At 73.2% G+C, this 22,082-nt stretch carries 18 protein-coding genes and 2 riboswitches; of the genes, 11 read left to right on the top strand and 7 right to left on the bottom strand.

Annotation, left to right across the window (positions count from 1 at the left end):
- The first annotated feature begins 89 nt into the window (after nucleotides 1–89).
- The 4 genes from ACLQ27_RS10935 (at nucleotide 90) to paaN (ending at nucleotide 5,557) form a co-directional block, all read left to right on the top strand.
- Nucleotides 90–1,058 (top strand): DMT family transporter, encoded by a 969-nt coding sequence (locus ACLQ27_RS10935; RefSeq protein ID WP_425866579.1) that lies wholly within the window; start codon nucleotides 90–92, stop codon nucleotides 1,056–1,058.
- A gap of 67 nt (nucleotides 1,059–1,125) precedes the next feature.
- Nucleotides 1,126–1,261, top strand: a riboswitch (SAM riboswitch).
- 10 nt (nucleotides 1,262–1,271) lie between these two features.
- The gene (gene thrC / locus ACLQ27_RS10930; RefSeq protein ID WP_234583316.1) at nucleotides 1,272–2,558 is read left to right on the top strand and encodes a threonine synthase; all 1,287 of its coding nucleotides are present in this window, start codon (nucleotides 1,272–1,274) and stop codon (nucleotides 2,556–2,558) included.
- Nucleotides 2,559–2,813: 255 nt separating this feature from the next.
- A complete protein-coding gene (locus tag ACLQ27_RS10925; protein WP_425866577.1) occupies nucleotides 2,814–3,833 on the top strand; it encodes a GNAT family N-acetyltransferase in 1,020 nt (339 codons plus the stop codon).
- Between the two features lie 50 nt (nucleotides 3,834–3,883).
- Nucleotides 3,884–5,557 (top strand): phenylacetic acid degradation protein PaaN, encoded by a 1,674-nt coding sequence (gene paaN, locus ACLQ27_RS10920; RefSeq protein WP_357494839.1) that lies wholly within the window; start codon nucleotides 3,884–3,886, stop codon nucleotides 5,555–5,557.
- Between the two features lie 248 nt (nucleotides 5,558–5,805).
- Here paaN and ACLQ27_RS10915 read toward each other — a convergent pair whose 3' ends face one another.
- Nucleotides 5,806–6,336 (bottom strand): GNAT family N-acetyltransferase, encoded by a 531-nt coding sequence (locus ACLQ27_RS10915; protein WP_357494837.1) that lies wholly within the window; start codon nucleotides 6,334–6,336, stop codon nucleotides 5,806–5,808.
- A 302-nt stretch (nucleotides 6,337–6,638) separates the two neighbouring features.
- On the opposite strand from ACLQ27_RS10915, the gene ACLQ27_RS10910 reads away from it, so the two are divergent.
- The 3 genes from ACLQ27_RS10910 to groL all read left to right on the top strand — a co-directional run bounded on the left by ACLQ27_RS10910 (nucleotide 6,639) and on the right by groL (nucleotide 10,165).
- Nucleotides 6,639–6,842, top strand: a complete 204-nt coding sequence (locus ACLQ27_RS10910) for a cold-shock protein (RefSeq protein WP_088950422.1) — start codon at nucleotides 6,639–6,641, stop codon at nucleotides 6,840–6,842.
- 120 nt (nucleotides 6,843–6,962) lie between these two features.
- Nucleotides 6,963–8,270, top strand: a complete 1,308-nt coding sequence (locus tag ACLQ27_RS10905; RefSeq protein ID WP_425866574.1) for a hypothetical protein — start codon at nucleotides 6,963–6,965, stop codon at nucleotides 8,268–8,270.
- 272 nt (nucleotides 8,271–8,542) lie between these two features.
- On the top strand, nucleotides 8,543–10,165 hold the full coding sequence (gene groL, locus ACLQ27_RS10900; RefSeq protein WP_234583311.1) for a chaperonin GroEL: 1,623 nt from the start codon (nucleotides 8,543–8,545) through the stop codon (nucleotides 10,163–10,165).
- A 58-nt stretch (nucleotides 10,166–10,223) separates the two neighbouring features.
- Here the strand turns inward: groL and ACLQ27_RS10895 are convergent, their stop codons facing one another.
- The 3 genes from ACLQ27_RS10895 to ACLQ27_RS10885 all read right to left on the bottom strand — a co-directional run bounded on the left by ACLQ27_RS10895 (nucleotide 10,224) and on the right by ACLQ27_RS10885 (nucleotide 14,201).
- Nucleotides 10,224–10,469, bottom strand: coding sequence for a hypothetical protein (locus tag ACLQ27_RS10895; protein WP_234583310.1), 246 nt, complete (start codon nucleotides 10,467–10,469; stop codon nucleotides 10,224–10,226).
- A gap of 77 nt (nucleotides 10,470–10,546) precedes the next feature.
- Nucleotides 10,547–11,482, bottom strand: coding sequence for a GNAT family N-acetyltransferase (locus ACLQ27_RS10890; protein WP_357494833.1), 936 nt, complete (start codon nucleotides 11,480–11,482; stop codon nucleotides 10,547–10,549).
- A 49-nt stretch (nucleotides 11,483–11,531) separates the two neighbouring features.
- The gene (locus tag ACLQ27_RS10885; protein WP_425866571.1) at nucleotides 11,532–14,201 is read right to left on the bottom strand and encodes a S8 family serine peptidase; all 2,670 of its coding nucleotides are present in this window, start codon (nucleotides 14,199–14,201) and stop codon (nucleotides 11,532–11,534) included.
- A 193-nt stretch (nucleotides 14,202–14,394) separates the two neighbouring features.
- Between ACLQ27_RS10885 and ACLQ27_RS10880 the strand changes: the two genes are divergently transcribed.
- Both ACLQ27_RS10880 and ACLQ27_RS10875 read left to right on the top strand, forming a co-directional pair.
- A complete protein-coding gene (locus tag ACLQ27_RS10880) occupies nucleotides 14,395–16,209 on the top strand; it encodes a glycerol-3-phosphate dehydrogenase/oxidase (protein WP_234588354.1) in 1,815 nt (604 codons plus the stop codon).
- A gap of 89 nt (nucleotides 16,210–16,298) precedes the next feature.
- Nucleotides 16,299–16,835 (top strand): hypothetical protein, encoded by a 537-nt coding sequence (locus tag ACLQ27_RS10875; RefSeq protein WP_357494829.1) that lies wholly within the window; start codon nucleotides 16,299–16,301, stop codon nucleotides 16,833–16,835.
- Nucleotides 16,836–16,844: 9 nt separating this feature from the next.
- On the opposite strand, the gene ACLQ27_RS10870 is transcribed toward ACLQ27_RS10875, so the two are convergent.
- Complete coding sequence (locus ACLQ27_RS10870) at nucleotides 16,845–18,245, bottom strand: FAD-binding oxidoreductase (protein WP_357494827.1); 1,401 nt, start codon at nucleotides 18,243–18,245, stop codon at nucleotides 16,845–16,847.
- Between the two features lie 56 nt (nucleotides 18,246–18,301).
- Between ACLQ27_RS10870 and ACLQ27_RS10865 the strand changes: the two genes are divergently transcribed.
- Nucleotides 18,302–18,586 (top strand): DUF4031 domain-containing protein, encoded by a 285-nt coding sequence (locus tag ACLQ27_RS10865; RefSeq protein ID WP_357494825.1) that lies wholly within the window; start codon nucleotides 18,302–18,304, stop codon nucleotides 18,584–18,586.
- Here the strand turns inward: ACLQ27_RS10865 and ACLQ27_RS10860 are convergent.
- Nucleotides 18,558–19,232, bottom strand: a complete 675-nt coding sequence (locus tag ACLQ27_RS10860; RefSeq protein ID WP_425866569.1) for an HD domain-containing protein — start codon at nucleotides 19,230–19,232, stop codon at nucleotides 18,558–18,560. The genes ACLQ27_RS10865 and ACLQ27_RS10860 overlap by 29 nt on opposite strands.
- A gap of 120 nt (nucleotides 19,233–19,352) precedes the next feature.
- On the opposite strand from ACLQ27_RS10860, the gene ACLQ27_RS10855 reads away from it, so the two are divergent.
- On the top strand, nucleotides 19,353–20,555 hold the full coding sequence (locus ACLQ27_RS10855) for an FUSC family protein (RefSeq protein WP_357575053.1): 1,203 nt from the start codon (nucleotides 19,353–19,355) through the stop codon (nucleotides 20,553–20,555).
- 69 nt (nucleotides 20,556–20,624) lie between these two features.
- On the opposite strand, the gene ACLQ27_RS10850 is transcribed toward ACLQ27_RS10855, so the two are convergent.
- Complete coding sequence (locus ACLQ27_RS10850) at nucleotides 20,625–21,860, bottom strand: aminotransferase class V-fold PLP-dependent enzyme (RefSeq protein WP_425866828.1); 1,236 nt, start codon at nucleotides 21,858–21,860, stop codon at nucleotides 20,625–20,627.
- A gap of 79 nt (nucleotides 21,861–21,939) precedes the next feature.
- A riboswitch (SAM riboswitch) is annotated at nucleotides 21,940–22,060 on the bottom strand.
- Nucleotides 22,061–22,082: the final 22 nt, after the last annotated feature.

The following is a 22,082-nucleotide window of genomic DNA, read 5'->3' as shown; positions in this document are numbered from 1 at the left end:
GACCAGTGTAACCCTTGTTCGACAACTTTCGAACAACACCCTATGGTCGGTGTCGTTGGTTCGAAGATACTCGAACATTGGAGCTGACGATGCGATCCCGCGCCGCCGCCTATCCGCTGCTCGCCGTGCTCGCCTGGGGCGCGATGTTTCCGATCCTGGCCAGCGCGCTGAGCCGGGTCGATCCACTCAACCTGACCACCGCCCGCTACCTGTTCGCCGCCGTCATCCTGGTCGCCATCCTGCTGGTCCGCGAGGGCGCCACCGCGCTGCGGCTCAGCGGTCGGGGAGTCGAGGTGGTGGTGCTCGGCGTCGTCGGCTTCGCCGGCTTCAACCTGCTCACCAACCTGGCGCTCGAACACGCCGCCCCGCAGCAGATCTCCCTCTTCGTGGCCACCACACCGGTCATCACCCAACTGGTCCGGTGGGCGCGGGACGGCGTACGACCGAAGCCGCTTCTGCTGGCTCTCTCCCTGGTGGCGCTCCTCGGAGTCGGCCTGGTGATCACCCGCGGCAGCCTGGCCGGTCTCGGCCAGTTCGGTCTCGGCGGCCTCATGATGATCGGCGCGGTGCTCGGCTGGGGCATCTACACCCACGGCGCCAGCCGGTTCGGCGCCTGGTCGCCGCTGCGCTTCACCACGCTTACCGCGCTCGCCGGCACGGCCGCCATGCTGGCCGCGAGCATCGGCGCCGACGCCGTCGGGTGGCAGCACGCGCCGGCCGCCGCCGACCTCGTGGCGGTCGCCCCACAACTGGCGTACGCCGTGATCGTCGCCGCCGTCGTCGCGGTGCTGGCCTGGAACACAGGTGTGCAGCGGCTGGGCTCCGCCAACGCGGCCCTGTTCATGAACCTGGTCCCGGTGACCACCTTCGTCGTGCAGATCGCCCGCGGCTACCGGCCCGAGGCCATCGAGCTGGTCGGCGCCGCGATCACCATCGCCGCCCTCGTCGCGGCGAACCTCGCCACCAGGGCACGGACCCGGTCGTCGTCCCTGCCGCAACCCACAGCGGTCACCGACCCGGCCGCGGTGGTCGACCCGGTGGCGGTGGCCGCCCGCTGACCCACTCACTGGGATACCCGGTGGAGGCGACAGGCAACGTTGCCTAGACTCGACGGCACAACTGCATACCTCATCCAGAGGGGCTGAGGGATACGGCCCGACGACGCCCCGGCAACCACCCCGCGCGCTCACCGCTGAGCGACAGGCGGGGCAGGTGCCAATTCCGTCCCCGCCGCACCGTGCGATGCGGGGAAAGATGAGAGGACTCTCGACATGACGTCGACGCTCGCCGCCTCCGGCATCGACACCTCCGCCAGCCCCGCCCGCGCCCTGGTCTGTCGCGCCTGTTCGGCCCGCTACCCGCTCGCCGCCCAGCACGCCTGCTACGAGTGTTTCGGCCCCCTCGAAGTGGACTACGACACCGCGGCCCTGGCCACTGTCACCCGCGAGCAGATCGAGGCGGGCCCGAACAACATCTGGCGGTACGCCGCGCTGCTGCCCGCCGGCCAGGACCCGGCCACCCGGGTCACCCTCGACCCGGGGCTGACCCCGCTGGTGGCCGCCCCGCACCTCGCCGCCGAACTGGGCATCACCGCACCGCTGTGGGTCAAGGACGACAGCGCCAACCCGACCCACTCGTTCAAGGACCGGGTCGTCTCGGTGGCGCTGACCGCCGCGAAGGCACTCGGCTTCACCCGGTTCGCCTGCGCGTCCACCGGCAACCTGGCCAACTCGGTGGCCGCGCACGCCGCCCGAGCCGGTGTGCCCTCGGTGGTCTTCATCCCCAGCGACCTGGAGCAGGGCAAGGTCATCACCACCGCCGTCTACGGCGGCGAGCTGGTCGCCATCGACGGCTCGTACGACGACGTCAACCGGCTCTGCGGTGAGCTGGTGGAGACCGACGAATTCGAGGACACGGCGTTCGTCAACGTGAACGTCCGGCCGTACTACGCGGAAGGCTCCAAGACCCTCGGTTACGAGGTGGCCGAGCAGCTCGGCTGGCGTATCCCGGCCCAGGTGGTCATCCCGATGGCCAGCGGTGAGCTGCTCACCAAGATTGACAAGGCGTTCTCCGAGCTGGTCGAGATCGGCCTGGTCGAGGCGCCGGCCGGCGGCTGGAAGGTCTTCGGCGCACAGTCGGCCGGCTGCAACCCGATCGCCGCCGCGCTGCACGCCGACACGGACACGATCACCCCGGTCAAGCCCACCGGCATCGCCAAGTCGCTCAACATCGGCGACCCGGCAGCCGGCCTCTACGCCCTGGAGGCGGTCCGGCGCACCGGCGGTTGGATGGAGTACGCCGACGACGACGAGATCCGCGCCGGCATCCGCGACCTGGCCCGCACCACGGGCGTCTTCGCCGAGACGGCGGGCGGGGTGACCGCGGCCGTGCTGCGCAAGCTGGTCGAGTCCGGGCGACTCGACCCCACGGCGGAGACTGTCGTGTTCAACACCGGCGAGGGCCTGAAGACCATCGACGCGGTGGCCAGTCAGGTCGGCCCGACCCACCACATCAAGCCCAGCCTTCGCGCCGCCCGCGACGCCGGCCTCCTCGGCTGACCCTCGTGCCGCGCCGGGCGACCTGCCCGTAACTGGGTTTTCGCTGTGAGTATGGAAAACCCGCCGGTCTGGACTTGACGGCAGGAACCGGACGGCGCAAGATGCTCCGTGCGGGAGGGCATTTCGCCGGAGACTTTTGAAGTTCTTGCGACCCAACGCCGGAGGCGTTGTGCGAGTGTCCCTCCCGACCACGTCCGATGAGGCCAGCGAATATTCGCTGGCCTCATCGCTTTTGCGGCTGTCAGGCTCCCGGGCATGAGCATCACGATCACGTCGTTCGACGGCGCCGACCGGGCCGCTGTCGACGAGGCGTACCGGGTCGGGGCGGCGGCCAACGAGGCCGACCTACCGGACTTTCCGCCCTTCTGCCGGCGTCGCTTCGACGCGCTGTTCCACACCCCGGCACCCGGCACCCGATCGCTCTGGGCACTGGCCCGGCTGGACGGCGTGCCGGCCGGATACCTCCAACTCGACCTGCCGCAGCTCGACAACACCGACAACGCCACCGCCGAGCTGACGGTGCGTCCCGACCTGCGGCGGCGCGGCGTCGGCCGGGCGCTGCACGAGTACGGGGTGCGACTGCTGCGGGAGCACGGCCGCAAGCGGGTGGTCGCGATGACCGTCCGCGCGCTGCCCGGCGGTGCGGCCCGTTCCGGGGCGGGCGACGCGTTCGCCGCCTCGACCGGCGCGCAGTCCGCCCTGGCCGAGGTGCGTCGCCGGCTGGAGATCGCCGACATCGACCGACCTGCCCTGCGGGCGGCGCTCGCCGAGGCCGGGCCGCGGGCCGAGGGCTACCGGTCGGTCTGCTGGCAGGGCAGCACGCCGCAGGAGTACGTGGCGGACATCGCCTACCTGGACAGCCGGCTGTTGATGGACGCGCCAATGGGTGACGTGCAGTGGGAGCCGGAGCAGGTGGACGCCGAGCGCATCCGGGGCAACGAGCGCGCGTTGGACGCCCGGGGCCGGCGGCGCTACCACCTCGGGATGCGGCACGAAGCGTCCGGTCGGCTGGTCGCCTGGACACTGCTCGACGTGGGCGCCTCCGCCGACTGGCACGCCTTCCAGCAGATCACCATCGTCGACCCGGCCCACCGTGGGCACCGCCTGGGCCTGATCGCCAAGGCGGAGAACCTGCACCACCTGCTCACCCACGAGCCGGCGGTACGCGTCATCGACACCTGGAACGCGGCCAGCAACAGCTACATGGTGGCGATCAACGAGCAGCTCGGCTTCCGCCCGGTGGACGCCTGGAACAACTGGCAGCTCACCGTCTGACGGGTATCGGCGCTACTGCTCGCCGACCGGACTCAGGCATGATGGCTGGCATGACGGAGACCCCGCATCCCCTGTACGACAGGCACGCCGACACCCTCAACCGTGCGCTGACCGCGATCACGGAGCGGGGCTACTGGTCCGCCTATCCCGAGTCCCCCAGCCCCCGCGTGTACGGCGAGACCGCCGCCGCCGACGGCAAGGCCGCCTTCGAGGCGTACCTGGGTGGTGATTTTCCGCTCGACCAGCCGGGCACCGGCGAGCGGATCGCCACCGAGACGAGCCCGTTCGGGGTCGAGCTGGCGGTGCGTTACCCGCACGCCGGCACCGACGAGCTGATCGCCGCCGCCTCCGCCGCGCTGCCGGCCTGGCGCGACGCCGGCCCGCAGGCCCGCGTGGGCGTGTGCCTGGAGATCCTCGACCGGCTGCACAAGAACATCTTCGAGCTGGCCAACGCGGTGCAGTTCACCAGCGGGCAGGCGTTCGTGATGGCCTTCCAGGCCGGCGGCGCCCACGCGCTGGACCGGGCGCTGGAGGCGCTGGCGTACGCGTACGCCGAGATGACCCGGCACCCCGGCACGGCCGGCTGGGAGAAGGCCGCCGGCAAGGGCGACCCGCTGCGGATGACCAAGACCTTCCACGTGGTCCCGCGTGGGGTGGCGCTGGTGATCGGCTGCAACACCTTCCCGACCTGGAACTCGTACCCCGGGCTGTTCGCCTCGCTGGTCACCGGCAACCCGGTGATCGTCAAGCCGCACCCGCGCGCGGTGCTGCCCCTGGCCATCACGGTGAAGTACGCCCGGGAGGTGCTCGCCGAGGCCGGCTTCGACCCGAACCTGATCATGCTGGCAGCCGAGGCGCCCGGCGAGAAGCTCGCCAGCGACCTGGCCCTGCACCGCTCCGTCAAGATCGTCGACTTCACCGGCTCCACCGAGTACGGCGACTGGCTGGAGACGCACGCCCGGCAGGCGTCGGTCTACACCGAGAAGGCCGGACTGAACACGGTGGTCATCGACTCCACCGACGACTTCGCCGGCATGTGCCGCAACCTCGGCTTCACCCTGACCCTCTACAGCGGCCAGATGTGCACCACCTCGCAGAACATCCTCATCCCCGCCGGTGGCATCGAGACCGACCAGGGCCACAAGAGCTTCGACGAGGTGGCCGGCGGGATCGCCGCGGCGGTCGGCAAGCTGACCGCCGACCCTGCCCGGGGCGTCGAGCTGACCGGCGCCATCGTCAACGACGGGGTGCTGGAGCGGCTGGCCGAGGTCACCAAGGTGGGTGAGCCGGTCCTGGAGTCACGGGCCGTGGCCCACCCGGCGTACGCCGACGCGGTGGTGCGTACCCCGACGATCGTGAAGCTGCGCGCGGACGACGCCGAGACGTACGGCCGGGAGTGGTTCGGGCCGATCTCGTTCGCCATCGCCACCGACTCCACCGCGCACAGCCTGGAGTTGCTGCGCCGGACGGTCGGCGAGAAGGGCGCGCTGACGGCCGGGGTCTACTCGACCGACGAGGCCGTGCTGGACGCGACCGAGGCGGTGGCGATCGAGGTCGGGGTGCATCTGTCCTGCAACCTCACCGGCGGGGTCTTCGTGAACCAGTCGGCGGCGTTCTCCGACTTCCACGGCAGCGGCGCCAACGCGGCGGCGAACTCGGCGCTGACGGACGGGGCGTACGTGGCCAACCGGTTCCGGATCGTGCAGTCGCGGCGGCCTGTCTGATTGTTGCGGTTGGGGTTTCCGGGGCAGCCCGCCCCGCTCCGGGCGGTCAGGCTTGATCCCTGCGCGGGGCGGGCTGCCCCGGAAACCCTGGCGTGGGCACTGTTGTCGCTGACGCATCCGGCTTTGGGAGACATCACCGGGGTTCTGCCTTGGGATGGGTTCTTTGTTTCCGGGGCGGTTCTCCTGGCTCCGGGTCGGTTGTCTTGGCTCCGGGGCGGTTCTTTGTTTCCGCGGCGGTTCTCTTGTTTTTAGGCGGGGCGGCGCATCTGTAGTTCGTTCAGCGCGGGGATCGTGGGGTGGGGGACCCGCACGCCGGTGTCGGTGAAGCCCAGCCGCTGGTAGGCCCGGTAGGCGCGGTCGTTGCCCACCACCACCTCCAGCAGCAGCTCCGGTCGGCCGCAGGCCCGCGACCAGGCGGCCACCCCGTCGATCAGCTCGCCGAGCAGCCCACTGCCCCGCCAGGCCGGCGTAACGTACACGGCGTAGATGACTGTCAACCCCGGGTCGTTCGGAGCGACCGTGCCACCGGCGTGCCCGACCAGACGGCCTCCCGGGTCCGCGACGAACTGCGCGTTGTGGGGGCCGACCGACGTGTACGCCACCCGCGCGGCGAACTCGCTGTGCGGTCGGGCCGCCGCGTCGGCCAGGGTCTCCAGGAAGGCCAACGGCGCGTCGGCGAGCATCTCCAGGCGCAGTGCCCGCATCCGGGCGGCGTCCTCCGGCCGGACCCGGTGGATCTCGGCCTGCCGAACGGCGGCTGAGCCGATATCGGTGGTCATGCCTGCATGCCTACCACAGGGGCCGGAGCTGCCTCGGGGCGTGGCCCGCCCCGCTGGCGGGCCGCCGAGGACCCCCGGGACCGGACGTCCGGGGCCCGTTCCGGCCCGTCCCGGGACCCGGTCGGGTCGCCCGGGAATACGCCCGATTTGGGGTCGTGCGCGGCCGTCACTCCTCGTGTAGCGTGCGATTTCGGTCACCCTTTCAGCGGCCGTCGTCGATCGCTGAGGCGGTGGTTCGAGGGCGTCCGGCCGTGCCGCGCGCCCGGGCAGGCAACGCTGCGCAAGAGTGAGGGAAGTGCACAGTGGCACAGGGTTCCGTGAAGTGGTTCAACGCCGAAAAGGGCTACGGCTTCATCGCCGTCGACGGCGGTCAGGACGTGTTCGTTCACTTCTCCGCGATCGAGATGGACGGCTACAAGGCGCTGGACGACGGCCAGCGGGTGGAGTTCGAGATCGCCCAGGGGCAGAAGGGCCCGCAGGCGGAACACGTACGCGTCATCGCCTGAGCGAATTCCCGGCCTCCTCGCTGGCGGATCGCCCCCGATCGGCTGACCGGTCGGGGCTGGCGGTGCGGACGCCCACCCGGGAAGATCGTGAGCCGTTCCAGCCGATGCTGAGGAGGGTTCATGACCGACCAGTCGCCCCCACCCACCACGCCCTCCGGGCCGGGTGAGCCGGGCCCGTCCGACCCCACCTCACCCGTCTCCGGCGCGGCTCCGGGCGGGTCACCGGCCTCCGGCGCAGACCCCGGGCCGCCCGCGACGCCGCCCGGATACGACGCCGGCCCCGCGATGCCGCCGGGACCCACCCCCCAGGCCGGTCCGCCGGATCCCACCGCGCAGGGCGGTTGGGGTCCGCCGGCCGGGCCGCCGCCCGGTTGGGACCCCGCGCAGGGTGGCTGGGGTCCGCCGGCCGGGCCGCCGCCCGGTTGGGACCCGGCGCAGAGCGGCTGGGGTTCGGCCGGTGCGCCGCCGCAGGGTTGGGCCTATCCGCCCACCGGCGGCTACCCGCCCGGGGCGGGCCCCTACGGTGGGCAGCCGTGGTATCCGGGGGCGCCGGTCGGCTGGTACCCGCCGGGTCACGGGCTCGACCCGAACGACGCCCTGGTCACTCCGCCCGGCGCCGGCGTCGGGGCCTGGTTCGAGCGGTGCGGTGGCGCGCTGCGGCGGGGCTGGCGGCAGTTGGTGCCGATCATGCTGCTCACGCAGGTCCTGCCGGCGGCGGTGCTGTCCGTCGTCTCGCTGGGCCTGGACCCGTCGCCCGGCTGGGAGGCGCAGGCCGAGATGGACCCGGCCGCCGGACTGCCGGACAACTTCGCCGCCACCCTGGTAACCCTCGTCGCCGTGCTGGTCGGCGGCAGTCTGCTGATCGGTCTGGTGCAGGCCGTGGGGTGGGCCGCCGGCAGTTGGGTGATCACCCAGCAGGCGACCGGCCAGCCCGCCAGCGTCGACGCGGCGCTGCGGTACGGCCTGCGCCGGGCGCTCGGCCTGTGGGGCTGGACGTTGCTGGTCAGTGTGCTCATCGGTATCGGCTTCTGCTTCTGCGTCCTGCCGAGCATCTACCTGGCGTTCGCGTTGAGCATGGCCGGTCCGGTCTACCTGTTCGAGCGGCAGAACCCGATCGGCAGGTCGTTCGGGATGTTCCACGCCCGGCTCGGGCTGCTGCTCGGCCGGGTGGCACTGGTGGGCGGGGCTGTGATCGTCGGCACCGTGGTTCCGGGCGTCCTGGAGTCCGTGGGCACCACCGGGATCGGTACGGACCCGTTCGCGTCCCCGGGCACCGCGGTTCTGGTGGTGGGGGTGATCGGTGTCACGGCGGTGCTGGCGCTGCCGGCCCACCTCGCCCAGTTGATCGGCCTGCTGATCACGTACGCCGAGCAACGCGCCCATGAGGCGCCGGTGAACGGGGCCGCACTGGCTGCGGAACTCGGCTGAGCGGGTCCATCGTGCTTGCACTCGGCAGGTGAGAGTGCTAAACAAGTCATTGGCACTCGCATACCGTGAGTGCCAATGGTCGGGACGGTGGGGCCAGGTTGCCCGGGCGTGGAGACGCCGGGGCGGCACATGGCCGGTCGTCGCGGGCTATCCGGCCCGGCCGAAGGACGTCGTCGTCGCCAGGTGGCGACGTCCCAAGGTGCGTACACCAGGCGGCCCATCCGGGGGACACATCTCGGGTGGCCCGTGAGTGTCCAGGAGGACAACGCCGTATGGCCAAGATGATCGCTTTCGACGAAGAGGCTCGCCGCGGCCTCGAGCGGGGCATGAACCAGCTCGCCGACGCCGTAAAGGTGACCCTCGGCCCCAAGGGCCGCAACGTCGTGCTCGAGAAGAAGTGGGGTGCCCCCACCATCACCAACGATGGTGTGAGCATCGCCAAGGAGATCGAGCTCGAGGACCCGTACGAGAAGATCGGCGCCGAGCTGGTCAAGGAGGTCGCCAAGAAGACCGACGACGTCGCCGGTGACGGCACGACGACGGCGACCGTCCTGGCCCAGGCCCTGGTTCGCGAGGGCCTGCGCAACGTGGCCGCCGGCGCCAACCCGATGGCCCTGAAGCGGGGCATCGAGGCCGCGGTCGCGAGCGTCTCGGAGGAGCTGTCCAAGCTCGCCAAGGACGTCGAGACCAAGGAGCAGATCGCCTCCACCGCCTCCATCTCCGCTGGTGACTCCAGCGTCGGCGAGATCATCGCCGAGGCGATGGACAAGGTCGGCAAGGAAGGCGTCATCACCGTCGAGGAGAGCAACACCTTCGGGCTGGAGCTGGAGCTCACCGAGGGTATGCGCTTCGACAAGGGCTACATCTCGGCCTACTTCATGACCGACCCGGAGCGCATGGAGGCCGTCTTCGACGACCCCTACCTCCTGATCGTCAACAGCAAGATCTCGTCGGTCAAGGACCTGCTCCCGATCCTGGAGAAGGTCATGCAGGGCGGCAAGCCGCTGCTGATCATCGCCGAGGACATCGAGGGCGAGGCCCTGGCCACCCTGGTCGTCAACAAGGTCCGGGGCACCTTCAAGTCGGTCGCCGTCAAGGCGCCGGGCTTCGGTGACCGCCGCAAGGCCATGCTCGCCGACATCGCCATCCTCACCGGTGGCCAGGTCATCAGCGAGGAGGTCGGCCTCAAGCTGGACGCCGTCGGCGTCGACATGCTGGGCCGTGCCCGCAAGGTCGTGGTCACCAAGGACGAGACCACCATCGTCGACGGTGCCGGTGACGCCGAGCAGATCCAGGGCCGGGTCAACCAGATCCGGGCCGAGATCGACAAGAGCGACTCCGACTACGACCGCGAGAAGCTGCAGGAGCGGCTGGCCAAGCTGGCCGGTGGCGTTGCGGTGATCAAGGTCGGCGCGGCCACCGAGGTCGAGCTCAAGGAGCGCAAGCACCGCATCGAGGACGCCGTTCGCAACGCGAAGGCGGCCGTCGAGGAGGGCATCGTCCCGGGTGGTGGCGTCGCGCTGGTGCAGGCCGGCAAGACCGCCTTCGACAAGCTGGACCTGGTCGGCGACGAGGCGACCGGTGCCAACATCGTCAAGGTGGCGCTGGACGCCCCGCTGCGGCAGATCGCCGTCAACGCCGGCCTCGAGGGCGGCGTCGTGGTGGAAAAGGTCCGTAACCTCGAAGCGGGTCACGGCCTCAACGCCGCCAACGGCGAGTACGTCGACCTGCTGGCCGCGGGCATCATCGACCCGGCCAAGGTGACGCGCTCGGCGCTGCAGAACGCGTCGTCGATCGCCGCGCTGTTCCTCACCACCGAGGCCGTCGTCGCGGACAAGCCGGAGAAGACCCCGGCTGCCCCGGCTGGCCCGGGTGGCGGGGACATGGACTTCTGAGTCCAGTTCCGACACACCGAACGGGGCGGGCCGCTGACGCGGTCCGCCCCGTTCGTCGTCAGGTGGGCAGCGGGCGCTGGTTACGGCGTTTCTGCGCCCGGTCGTACGGCGGGAGCAGCTGGATCGGCGCGTCCACCATCTCCTGCGGTTCCTCGGCCAGCGGTTCGCCGTCGGTGGTCATCTCGGCCAGTTGCTCGGCGTCGCCGTAGTCGAGCCGGTCGAACGGGAGTTGGCCGGGCAGTTCGCCGACCGGTTTCCAGGTGATCGGCGGGCCGTCCTCGGTCTGGTCGTCATCCGTGGTCATGGCTGCCTCCTCTACCGAAACGGTAAGGGGCGTCGATGGCTCATGCGGGCGAATGGATTCATGTCCCATTTGCCCTCTCACGTCACCGGTAGGGTCCGCCGGTACAGGAAGAAGACCCGCTCGATCCGGGCACCCGCGCTGCCGGAGTAGAACGGCACCGGCCCCACCCAACCGATCTGCGCCCGGTCCACCCCCGCCGCGCGCTGGTCACGCAGGCAACGTCGCAGCAGCACGCCGCCGATGCCCGAACCCTCGGCGGAGGGCGCGGTGCCCATCGGCCCGAACCAGCTCGGCCGGGACGACCCGTAGGCGGCGAAGCCCAGCACCTCACCCGCCCGCTCCGCGAGGTGGCAGCCGGCCCCGGCGCGGCCCACCGACCCGGCCAGCTCGCCGTCCCAGGTGCCACCGAAGGTGGACCGGGCGAACGCGGCCAGCGCCGGCAGGTCCGCGGGCTCCGCCCGGCGTACCGTGATGCCCTGCCCCGCCAGCCGTTGCTCCGCGGCCTCCGTGGACCGCAGGGCCGGTGACCCGTCGTACGACAGGTCGGCGGTCATGTTCCAGGCGGTCCGGTCCTGGTGGTAGCCGAGCGCCAGGGCGGCGCACACCGCCGGCGTGTACCGCACATCGATGCCCGGCCAGGCGTAGTACGGCGGGTTCCCGGCCAGCAGCACCTCGGTGACGCCGCGCTGGCCGAGTGCCTGCTCGGCGCGCGACAGCAGCGCGCGACCCACCCCCCGGCGGCGCTGGTCGGGGAGCACCGCGACCAGGTCCACGTGCCCGATGCCCGCCTCGGTCGGCGACACCGAGCAGAGCAGCACCCCGACCAGGTCGTTCCCCCGGTACGCGCCCAGCCCCACCACCGCGCGGTCGGCGGCGGCCCGGGTCCACAGCACGTCCACGATGGCTGCCGCCTCGGCCGCGTCCTCGGGCAGGTCAAGCGCCTGCGCGCAGAGCCGCGCCACGGTGGGCGCGAGGTCGGGGCTCAGTTCGGCGACGGTGATCTCGGCGTCCATGGTCGCCGACCCTAGATCACCTGCCGGCGGTGACCGGCCCCGCCCTCGTTCACCCCTGGGCGGCGCGAACGGCTGCGTACGCGTCGACCTGGCCGGCACCGGTGACGTTCGACGGGCCGCCGCAGGCGTCGGTGGGGTTGTCGGAACGGTACGTCGGTTCGGCCGGCGTCGCGGTGTCCCGCAGGATCTGCCGGGTCCTGGTCAGGTCCCCGATCAGCGCCGGGTTCGCCGACCACATGAGCGCCACCACTCCCGCCACCTGCGGGGTCGCCATCGACGTGCCGTCCAGCGCCGCGTACCCGCCGCCGGGCATGGCCGACACCACGCCCACCCCGGGCGCCAGCACGTCAGGTTTGCCGATGCCGCCCGGCACCGGTCCGCGTGAGGAGAACTCGGCCACCCGCCGCTTCGCGTCCACCGCGCCCACGGTCAGCACGTTCGCGTACGGAGCGGGCGGGTCGTCGATCGACGCGCACCACGGGCCGGTGTTGCCGGCCGCGGCGACCACGAAGATCCCGGCGGCGTCCAGCGCCGTGGTGGCCGGGAGCAGGGCCTCCCGGTCGCAGCCCTCGATCGCCGGGCAGCCCCACGAGTTGGTCAGCACCTGCGGGGCGCGCTCGGGCCGGCCGTCGGTGAACGGATCACCGCCGGCCGGGAAGGGCGCCAGCATGAACTGGAGGCAGTCCAGGTAGTGCCCCGGGCTGCCCAGATTGCGGTCCAGATTGACGCAGCCGACCCACTGCGCGTCCGGGGCCACCCCGATGCCGTCCCGCCCGACCGCGCTGCCCGTCGTGTGGGTGCCGTGCCCGCCCTGGTCGTTCGGCGTTCGGGTGCCGTCCCACGGGTCGTACCAGGAGTCGTCCCCGCCCCGGAACCCGGCCCGCAGCGCCGGATGGCCGCCGTCCACGCCGGAATCGGAGCTGCCGACGACGATCCCCCTGCCGGTCACCCCCAGTTGGGACCAGACGCGGTCCGCGCCGAGCTGACGGATGTTCCACTCCGGGCCGGTCGGCGCCGGCGCGGTGCCCCGGCTCTGCCCGGCCGGGGCCGGCAGCGGCCGCAGGCGCTGACTGACCAGCACCCGAGCCACCTCGGGTCGCCGCGCGAGCCAGGCCCGTACGGCCGGGCCACCATCCACCTCGACCGCATTGACCAGGTAGTACGGCACCGGGTCGAGTCGTAGCCGCCCCGCCGTGCGGCGCAGGTCGGCCTGACTGCGGTCGGCGGTGGTGACCAGCAGCCGGTAGACCTCCGCCGCCCGGGCGTCCCGTCCGGCCTGCCCGGGAGCGCCGGCCGGGATGCCGCTCAGGTCGGCCTGCTCACGCAGCACGACCAGCAGCCGCTCCCCGTACAGGCCGGGTTGGCCGGGCCCGACGTCGACGACACCCACGGTCACCAGCAGGACCGCAGCGGCCAGCGCGGCGACCCGGCGACTCGGGGTGCGTGCCGTCGGGCGGGCCAGCAGCACCGCGTACCCGATGGCGACCAGTACCGCGACGGCGAGGCCGGCCCCGGCGGCGACCGCCACCCAGAACGGGACGTCCCGGGTGCCGATCAGCAGCAGGCTGATCTCTTCCGGGTCGGTGAAGGCCAGCGGGCCGAACGCGGCCAGGCCCACCAGCCAACCGGTCGCCGTCCGGCCGGCGCGTGCGGCGCCGGCCGGGTCGGCCGTCGGTCGCCAGGTCGCGGTCGGGCCGGCGGTGGGCTGCCCGGTCGCGGTCGGGTCGGCGGTGGGGCGGCCGGTCGCGGTCTGGTCGGCGGTCGGTCGCCAGGTCGCGGCGTACAGCGCGGCCAGCGCGAAGCCCGTCGGCGGCAGCGTCAGCAGGGCGGGCAACTGCGCGCCGGACTGGCCCGTCCCGGCCGCGAGCAGCAGCAGCGCCACCCCGGCCACCAGGCCACCGACCAGCACCAGGCGGGCCGGCCGGGGCGGCCGGCCGACCGCGAACCGGGACCAGAAGGTGGCGTCCAGCAGCACCGCCGCCAGCACGCCCAGCGCGGCGGCCGCCAGGCCCGCGAGGACGGTCTCCAGGAGCCCGCCGAGCGCGCCCAACCAGGCCCACGGCAGCAGCAGCGCCAACCCGGCGGCGACCGCGAGCAGCGGCACCGGCCCGGGCCGACGCGATCCACGCTGTCCCCGGACCGGCTCGGGGCCCTCGGCAGCCGACGGGGCGACGTCGACGCCCGCCTCGGGCCGTTCGATGGCCCGAGCTGTGGCGGCGTCGCCGTTCGGCACCGCACCGCCGAGACCGTCGCCGGCCCACGGCGCGGTGGCGTCCGGCGCGGTGCCGACGTTCGAGCCGGACGATCGTCGCGCCGACCAGGCCACGGTGAGCGCGCTGAGGGATGCGGCGGCGGCCAGCGCGGCGAGGTACGCCTCGTGGTGCACCGGCGGCACGACGCGCAGCGCCGTGAGCACCCCGAGCACGAGTGCCCCGACCAGCCAGACCCGCCCGGTGGCCCGGACCGTGGTCGAGCGGGGCAGCACGGCCAGCAGCAGGGCGGGCGTGCCCACCAGCACGACGACGGTCAGGCCGAGCACCGGCCAGAGCCAGCCCACCCGGTCCCGTCCGAAGCCGAGCAGCACCTGATCGGTGAGCCAGCCACCGGTCTGGGTGGCCACCGTGACCGCCACGGTCCAGCAGCCGACGAACACGGCCGCGACCACCGGCCACGGGGAGTTGCGGTCGCCGAGCCCGGGATGCGCAGGTTGACCATGCATCCGGAAACCCTACGACCACCCCGAGCAGTCGCGAATCGAAGAACCGCGCAGATCCTGGGACAGTTTCCGGCAGCCGCTGACGGAAACTGTCCAAGATCTTCCGCGGGGCGACGCGGAAGGAGGCGGGCTGCGCGGGCGGCGAATGCCGACCGGCCGGCACGGCGGTTACGGTGGATGGGTGCGTGACCCCAACATCTCCCGATCCGTCGCCGGGCAGCTCTCGCCGGTTCGCCGTACGGCCGACCTGCGCCGACTCCGCGCCGAGCGCTTCGACGTGCTGGTCATCGGGGGCGGGGTGACAGGTGCGGGCGCCGCCCTGGACGCGGCGTCCCGGGGCCTGAAGGTGGCCCTCGTCGAGGCCCGCGATTTCGCCTCGGGCACGTCGAGCCGATCCAGCAAGCTCATCCACGGTGGGCTGCGCTACCTGGAGCAGTTGGAGTTCCACCTGGTCCACGAGGCGCTGACCGAGCGGGGCCTGCTGGCGACCCGGCTCGCGCCGCACCTGGTCCGCCCGGTGCCGTTCCTGGTGCCGCTGCCGGCCGGCCGCGGCCTGCGGGACCTGCCCGCGCGGATCTTCCGCCGCTCGTACTACGGCGCGGGCGTGGCCACGTACGACGCCTTCGCCGGCCTCTTCGGCGGTGGCCGGGGCATGCCGCTGCACCGGCACCTGACCCGCGAGGGGGCCCGGCGGATCTTCCCGAGCCTGCGGGCCGACGCGCTGGCCGGGGCGATCCGCTACTACGACGGGCAGGTCGACGACGCCCGGCTGGTCGTCACCCTGGCCCGCACCGCGGCCAGCCTCGGCGCCACAGTGGTCAGCAGCGCCCGGGCCGTCGGGCTGATCCGGCAGGCGCGGGAGGTCACCGGCGTCCGGGTCCGCGACCTGGAGGCGCCCGCCGGGTCCCCGGACGCCGAGTTCGAGGTGCAGGCCCGCACGGTCATTGCCGCCACCGGTGTGTGGAGCGACGACATGTCCCGGATGCTCAACGACGTGGGCCTGCGGCCCGGCGTCCGGGTGCGCGCCTCGAAGGGGGTGCACCTGGTGGTGCCCCGCTCGGCGATCACCGGCGAGACGGGGCTCATCCTGCGTACGGCACGGTCGGTGCTCTTCGTCATCCCGTGGGGCGGGCACTGGATCATCGGTACGACGGACACCGACTGGCGACTGGACAGATCCCACCCGGCGGCCTCGGCCAGCGACATCGACTATCTGTTGGAGCAGGTCAACACCGTGCTGGACCGGCCGTTGACCACCGCCGACATCGAGGGCGTCTACGCCGGGCTGCGGCCGTTGCTGGCCGGTGAGGCCGACTCCACGTCGAAGCTCTCCCGCGAGCACGCAGTGTTCGAGCCGATGCTCGGGCTGCTGCTGGTGGCCGGCGGTAAGTACACGACGTACCGGGTGATGGCGTCCGACGTGGTCGACCGGGCCGTACGCCGGTTGGGTGGCGCCCGCGCGTCGCGTACCGCCGACCTGCCGCTGCTCGGCGCGGACGGCTACCCGGCGATGTGGCGCGACCGGGCCGACCTGGCCCGCCGGCACGGCGTGCCGGTGGGCGTGGTGGAGCACCTGCTGGAGCGGTACGGCACCCTCACGCTCGACCTGCTGGCGCTGATCGACGCCGACCCGTTGCTGGCGTCCCCGCTGGCCGGTGCTCCGGAGTACCTGGCGGCGGAGGTCGCCTACGCGGCGCGGGCCGAGGGTGCGCTGCACCTGGAGGACGTGCTGACCCGACGGACCCGGATCTCCTTCGAGACCAGCCACCGTGGCCTGGAGTCCGCCGAGCACACCGCCGAGCTGATGGGTGCGGTGCTCGGGTGGGACGCGGCGAGGAGCGCCCGCGAGGTCGAGAACTACCGTGCGCGGGTGGAGGCGGAGCGGCAGTCCCAACTGATGCCGGACGACGCCGGGGCGGACGCGGCCCGACTGGGCGCACCTGACGTACGGGGTTACGCGGCGGACCGGGGTGACGACGACCAGGCCGAGCTGCGCCCCACGCCACAATGACCGAAAAGTAACGTTACCGAGTGGTAACTATCGATACCGGCCCGGATGGTGGTTTCGAACGCTACCTACGGTGGGGTAGGTTTCCGCGCGTGCTGTACCGCGCGCGCCCCCGTCTCCTCACCCCCCTTCTTGCCGTGGCGCTCGCCGCCGCCCTGGCCGGATGTTCGCTGTTCGGCGGCGACGACGCCGACAAGCCGGTCGCCCAACCGCCGGCCGGCTCGGCCGCCGGTGTGCCGGCGCCCGAGATCCCGACGACAGTCGCCGCGGGCCAGGTCAGCCTGATCCAACGGCTCGGCGCCGACGCCCCGCTGCGCACGTTGAGCGTCGAGCGGGACGGCTCATGGCAGTGCCTCGACTGTGCCGGCGACGGGGTCACCTCCCGGGGCAGGCTGGCCGCGGAGCAGACCGAACGCCTCCAGGTCCTGCTCGCCGACCCCCGGCTCGCCGAGGAGACCGACCAGGTCCGGCGCTACCGGACCACCTGTATCGACGCGCTGACGTCCAGCCTGCTCACCTCGTCCGGGCTGGTCACCTCGCAGGACTGCCCGGGTGAGGAACGCCCGACGGTGGCGGGGGAGATCCTGTTGCTGCTCACCCAGGCGACACCCGCCGAGGTCAAGGGCTGACGCGGCCCGTCAGAGCACCTTGCCCGGGTTGAGCAGGCCGGCCGGGTCCAGCGCCGCCTTGATGGCCTGATGCACCCGGACGCCGACCGGGCCGATCTCGGCCGCCAGCCAGTCCCGCTTGAGCAGCCCCACCCCGTGCTCGCCGGTGCAGGTGCCCCCCAGGGCCAGGCCGAGCCGCATGATCTCGTCGAACGCCCGCCGGCCCCGCTCCACGCTCGCCGGGTCGGCCCGGTCGACGACGATGTTCGGGTGCATGTTGCCGTCCCCGGCGTGCCCCACCACACCGATCGGCACCTCGCAGTCCGCCGCGATCCGGGCCACCCCGTCCAGCAGTTCGGCGAGAGCGCCCCGCGGCACCGCCACATCGTCGATCACCAGGCCGCCGTTGCCACCCGGGTGGGTGTCGGCCGCGAACTTCTCCATCGCCGGGTGGGCCAGGCGGCGGGCCTGCAACAACGCCGCGGCCTCCAGTGCGTCGGTGGCCGCGTAGACCTCCTCGGCGCCAGCCGCCTCGCACACCTCGGCCAGGGCCGCCAGGTCGTCGCCCGCCCGGTCGCCGGTGTCGGCGGCGGCCAGCAACACCGCCTGCGCGTCGGTCCGCAGCCCCATCGGCTGGTACGCCTCGATCGCCCGCAGGTGGGTCTGGTCCAGCAGTTCCAGCAGGCTGGGCGTGAGGCCCCGCGCGGCGATCCGGGCCACCGCCGTGCCGGCCGCCGCCGTGGAGCCGAAGACCGCCACCAGGGTCAGCGAGTCGGCCGGGGCCGGCCGCAGCGCCACGGTCACCTCGGTGATCACCCCGAGGGTGCCCTCCGAGCCGACGAAGAGCCGCGTCAGGTCGTAGCCGGCCACCCCCTTGGCGGTACGCCGCCCGGTGCGCAGCACCTCGCCGGAGGCGAGCACCACCTCCAGGCCGAGCACGTACTCGGTGGTCACGCCGTACTTCACGCAGCACATGCCGCCGGCGTTGGTGGCCACGTTGCCGCCGATCGTGGACGACTCCCAGGAGCCGGGGTCCGGCGGGTACCAGAGGCCCTGCCTGGCGACCGCCGCGGCGAGCGCGGCGTTGACCACGCCGGGCTGGACCACAGCGATACGGCCCACCGGGTCGATCTCGCGGATCTCGTCCATCGCGACGGTGCTGATCACCACCGCGCCGTCCACCGCGTTCGCCGCGCCGGCCAGCCCGGTCCGCGCGCCCTGCGGCACCACAGGTACGCCGTGCCGTGCCGCCGCCCGGATCACCGCCACCACCTGCTCGGTGGTGCGGGGGCGGGTCACCACTGCCGGGACTCCGGCGGCGCAGAGGTCGGCCTCGTCGCGCTGGTGCAGGCGCAGCAGGTCCGGGTCGGTGAGCACGGCGTTCTCGCCCAGGGCGGCGCGCAGGTCGTCGAGGAGTCCGGTGGGGGCCATGCCGCCGAGGCTAGGTCGCCGACCACCGATCATCAACGCGGGCTAGCTTGGGCACCATGCTCTACCTGGACCGGCCGGCCTGGCCGTGGCGCGGTCGACTCTGGTCGCACCTGATCAGCGACGTCTCCTACGCCGAGTTGCACGCCTTCGCCGAGGCGCTTGGCGCACCCCGGCGCGGCTTCGACCGGGACCACTACGACATCCCGGCCGACCGGTTCGCGGCGGCGGTGTGGCTCGGGGCCCGGGTGGTGCCGAGCCGGGAACTCGTCAGGTTGCTGCGCGACGCGGGACTGCGTCGCCCGAAGCACCTCGTCAAGCCGGGTTCGTCGGCGATCCGCTGAGTGCGGCCAGCTCACGGCGCAGGTTGTCGCGGGCCGGCTGCTCCCACCGGTCGGCGAGCGGCGGCAGCCGGAACAGCGCGGGCAGCGCCAGCAGCCCGGTGAGCACGGTGGCCCGTCCCGTCCGGAAGGCCGGATCGGGCACGTGCGCGTACTCCCGCCGGATCGCCGCCGCGTAGCTGTCGTAGGCGGCCGGCGGTCCGGCCAGCACGGCGAGGTCCGCGTCACAGAGCAGGGCGCCGTCGGGGTCGCCAGGGCCCACGGCGTGCCCGGCGGTGAGCAGGACCAACCGGCGCACCTCGGCCACCGCGGGCGCCGGCACCCCGAGGCCGGTGAGCAGGTGCCCGGCCAGCGCGGCACTGTCCCGCTCGTTGGTGTCGCCGGGGGCCCGCGGGTCGTAGACCGCGTCGTGGCACCAGGCGGCCAACCGGACCAGGTCGGGTCGGTCGGCCGACGCGGCGTGCCGGTCCACCACATCGAGGACGGCGCTCAGGTGCGCCACCGTGTGGTACTGCCGGTGCGGCTCCCGCCACCGGGCCAGCAGCTCCTCCCCGGCCCGGGTGGAGCGCTCGTCGGGTCTCGCCCCGGCGTCACGGGCCGCCGCCCGCCACCGGTCCAGCAGATCGGCCACCGCCCGAGTCTGCCGCATCCGTGCGCCGCACGCGGGAGAGAGGATTCAGGGCCCCCGCCACGGGTAGTCGCGCCCATGGCGGTGGCCCGGGACAAGAAACCTCCGGTGGTACGGCGTACCCCGCTGCGCGAGGGCCTGGTGGACGTCGACGGGGCGCGCATCGCCGAGGCCACCCAGCAACTGCGGCACCGCGGCCGGGCCACCCTGCACGACCGGCTGCACCGGGTGCGGATGGCGGGTGGGCTGGCCGTCCAGGCCGGGTTGGCGGCCGGGCTGGCGTACCTCGTCTCGCACAAGTTGCTCGGCAACCCGCAGCCGGTCTTCGCGCCGATCTCCGCGGTCGGCACGCTCGCCGCGTCGGTCGGGCAGCGGTTCCGCCGGACCGTCGAGCTGATCGTCGGGGTGGGCGTCGGGGTGTTCGTCGGCGACCTCCTGATCTACTTCCTCGGCACCGGGGCGTGGCAGCTCGGCCTGGTGGTCACGGTGGCGATCCTGCTCACCATCTTCGCCGGGGCGAGCGTGGCCATCGTCATCCAGGCCGCCGCCACGGCGGTGCTGATCGTGACGTTGAGCCCGTCCACCCAGAACCTGGAGATCCCCCGCTTCGTCGACGCCTTTCTCGGCGGCGGCATCGCGCTGCTGGTGACGGCTGTCCTGTTGCCGCTGAACCCACTGCGTGTGATCAACCGGGCCGCCCGGCCGGCGCTGGACCTGCTCGCCGCCCAGCTCGACGCCACCGCCGACGGGCTGCGCGACCGGGACCGGGCCGGCATCCAGCGGGCGCTGGAGCGGCTGCGCAACAACAAGGACGAGCTGGCCACCCTGGCCGAGGCGATCGAGGGCGCGAAGGAGACGGCCACCCTGTCGCCGGCCCGCTGGCACCGCCGCGGCGAGCTGATCCACTACGCGGAGGCGGCCGACCCGATCGACCGCGCCATGCGTAACAGCGGCACGCTGATCCGCCGGTCCGTCACCCTGATCGAGGACGACGAGCCGGTGCCGGATCCGATGCCGGACGCGATCGGCCACCTCGCCGAGTCGGTCCGGCTGCTCAAGCACGAGTTCGCGGCGGGCGAGGAGCCGCAGAAGGCACGGGAGCGCTCGCTGCGGGCCGTCAGCGAGGCCGGCCGGGCGTACGGGGCGGGGGTCGGCTTCTCCGGGAGTGTCGTGATCGCCCAGATCCGGACCACGGCGAGTGACCTGCTGGTGGCCTCCGGGGTCGAGCAGGAGGAGGCGAACCGGTGGATCCGGACGGCCTTCGGGGAGCAGGAACGGCCGATCGGCGAACCGGCCGAGCCGGGCGAGGCGCCGAAGCCACCCACCGCCCCGCCGGTCGGCTGAGCGCGGGGCGGCGGGGCGTCCGGGGCAGGGACTCAGCCCGGCGCAGGCGCAGGCGCAGGCCAGCTCGGCTCAGGCCAGCTCGGCGAGCGCGGCCAGTAGGCGGTCGACCTGGGCGGCGGTGCTGCCCAGGCCGATGCTGGCGCGCAACGCGGTCGGCGGAAGATCCCGCCGGCCGGTACGCCCGGCGGCCTCGCCGAGCAGCCGCCGGGCCAGCGGGTGGGCGCAGAACAACCCGTCCCGGACGCCGATCCGGTGTTCGGCGGCCAGTCGGGCGGCCACCGCGGCGGAGTCCCGGCCGGCGACCACGAACGAGACGATGCCGACCCGGGGCGCGTCGGGGCCGAACGTGCGCAACTCCACCACGTGCGGCAGGGCGGCGAGGCCGGTGCGCAGCCGGGCCAGCAGCGCCTGTTCCCGGGCGGCCAGCGCCACCCGGTCGGCGTCGGCCAGCGCCGCGCACACCGCCGCCAGCGCCACCGCGCCCAGCAGATTCGGGGTGCCGCCCTCGTGTCGGGCCGGGCCGTTCGCCCAGGTCACGTCGTGGGTGGCCGGCCCGACGTGGCTGGTGGCGCCGCCGCCGGCGAGGTACGGCGCGGCGGCGTCCAACCAGTCCGTGCGGCCGATGAGCACACCCGTGCCGAACGGGGCGTACAGCTTGTGGCCGGAGACGGCCAGGTAGTCCACGTCGAGCGTGTCCCTGTCGACCGGGGCGTGCGGCGCGAGCTGTGCGGCGTCGAGGACGATCCGGGCGCCGTGGCGGTGGGCCACCCGGGCCAGCTCGGCGACCGGCCACAGCTCGCCTGTCACGTTGCTCGCCCCGGTCACCGCGACGAGCACCGGCAGCGCGGGATTGCTGTCGCGGCGCAGCTCGGTGAGGGCGGCGGCGAGAGCGCGGACCGCCCCGCCCGGGTCGGCGGGCACCGGCAGGCGCACCGAGCCGCGTGGCCAGGGCAGCAGGTTGGCGTGGTGCTCGCCCGCGAAGGTGACGACTGTCGTGCCGGCGGGCAGCGCCCGGGCCAGCAGGTTGAGGGCGTCGGTGGTGTTCCGGGTGAAGATCACGTGGTCGTCGGCGCGGGCGCCGAAGAAGTCGCCTACCGTCTGCCGGGCCCGCTCGTAGGCCAGGGTGCAGCGCCGCGACAGCGCTCCCGCGCCGCGGTGCACGCTGGCGTACCAGGGGAGCAGTTCGGTGACCGCGTCGGCCGCGGCCCGCGCGCACGGCGCGGTGGCCGCGTAGTCGAGGTTGATCTCGCCGGGCACGCCGAGCACGTCGAGCGCCGCCGACGGCTGGGGCGCGACGGTGGGCAGGGCGGGCAGCGAGGGTACGAGGGTGACGGACACGCCGGAACCTCCGGGGTCAGGGACCCCGGGTGTGGCCTCGGGACGGGGTCCGCGCTTGCCCAGCACGCCGATCGGGCTGGGCCCGGTCATCACCCGGGGCACCCCACCGCGAACTCGACGAGGGTTGCCGGCCAGCAAGCCGGGGCTTGACGCTGGCGCTCGTGACCTGCCGGCAGCATAGCGGCTGTG

The organism is Micromonospora sp. DT63 (assembly GCF_049841615.1).
Lineage (GTDB): Bacteria > Actinomycetota > Actinomycetes > Mycobacteriales > Micromonosporaceae > Micromonospora.
This window is presented reverse-complemented; position numbering and strand designations above follow the sequence as displayed.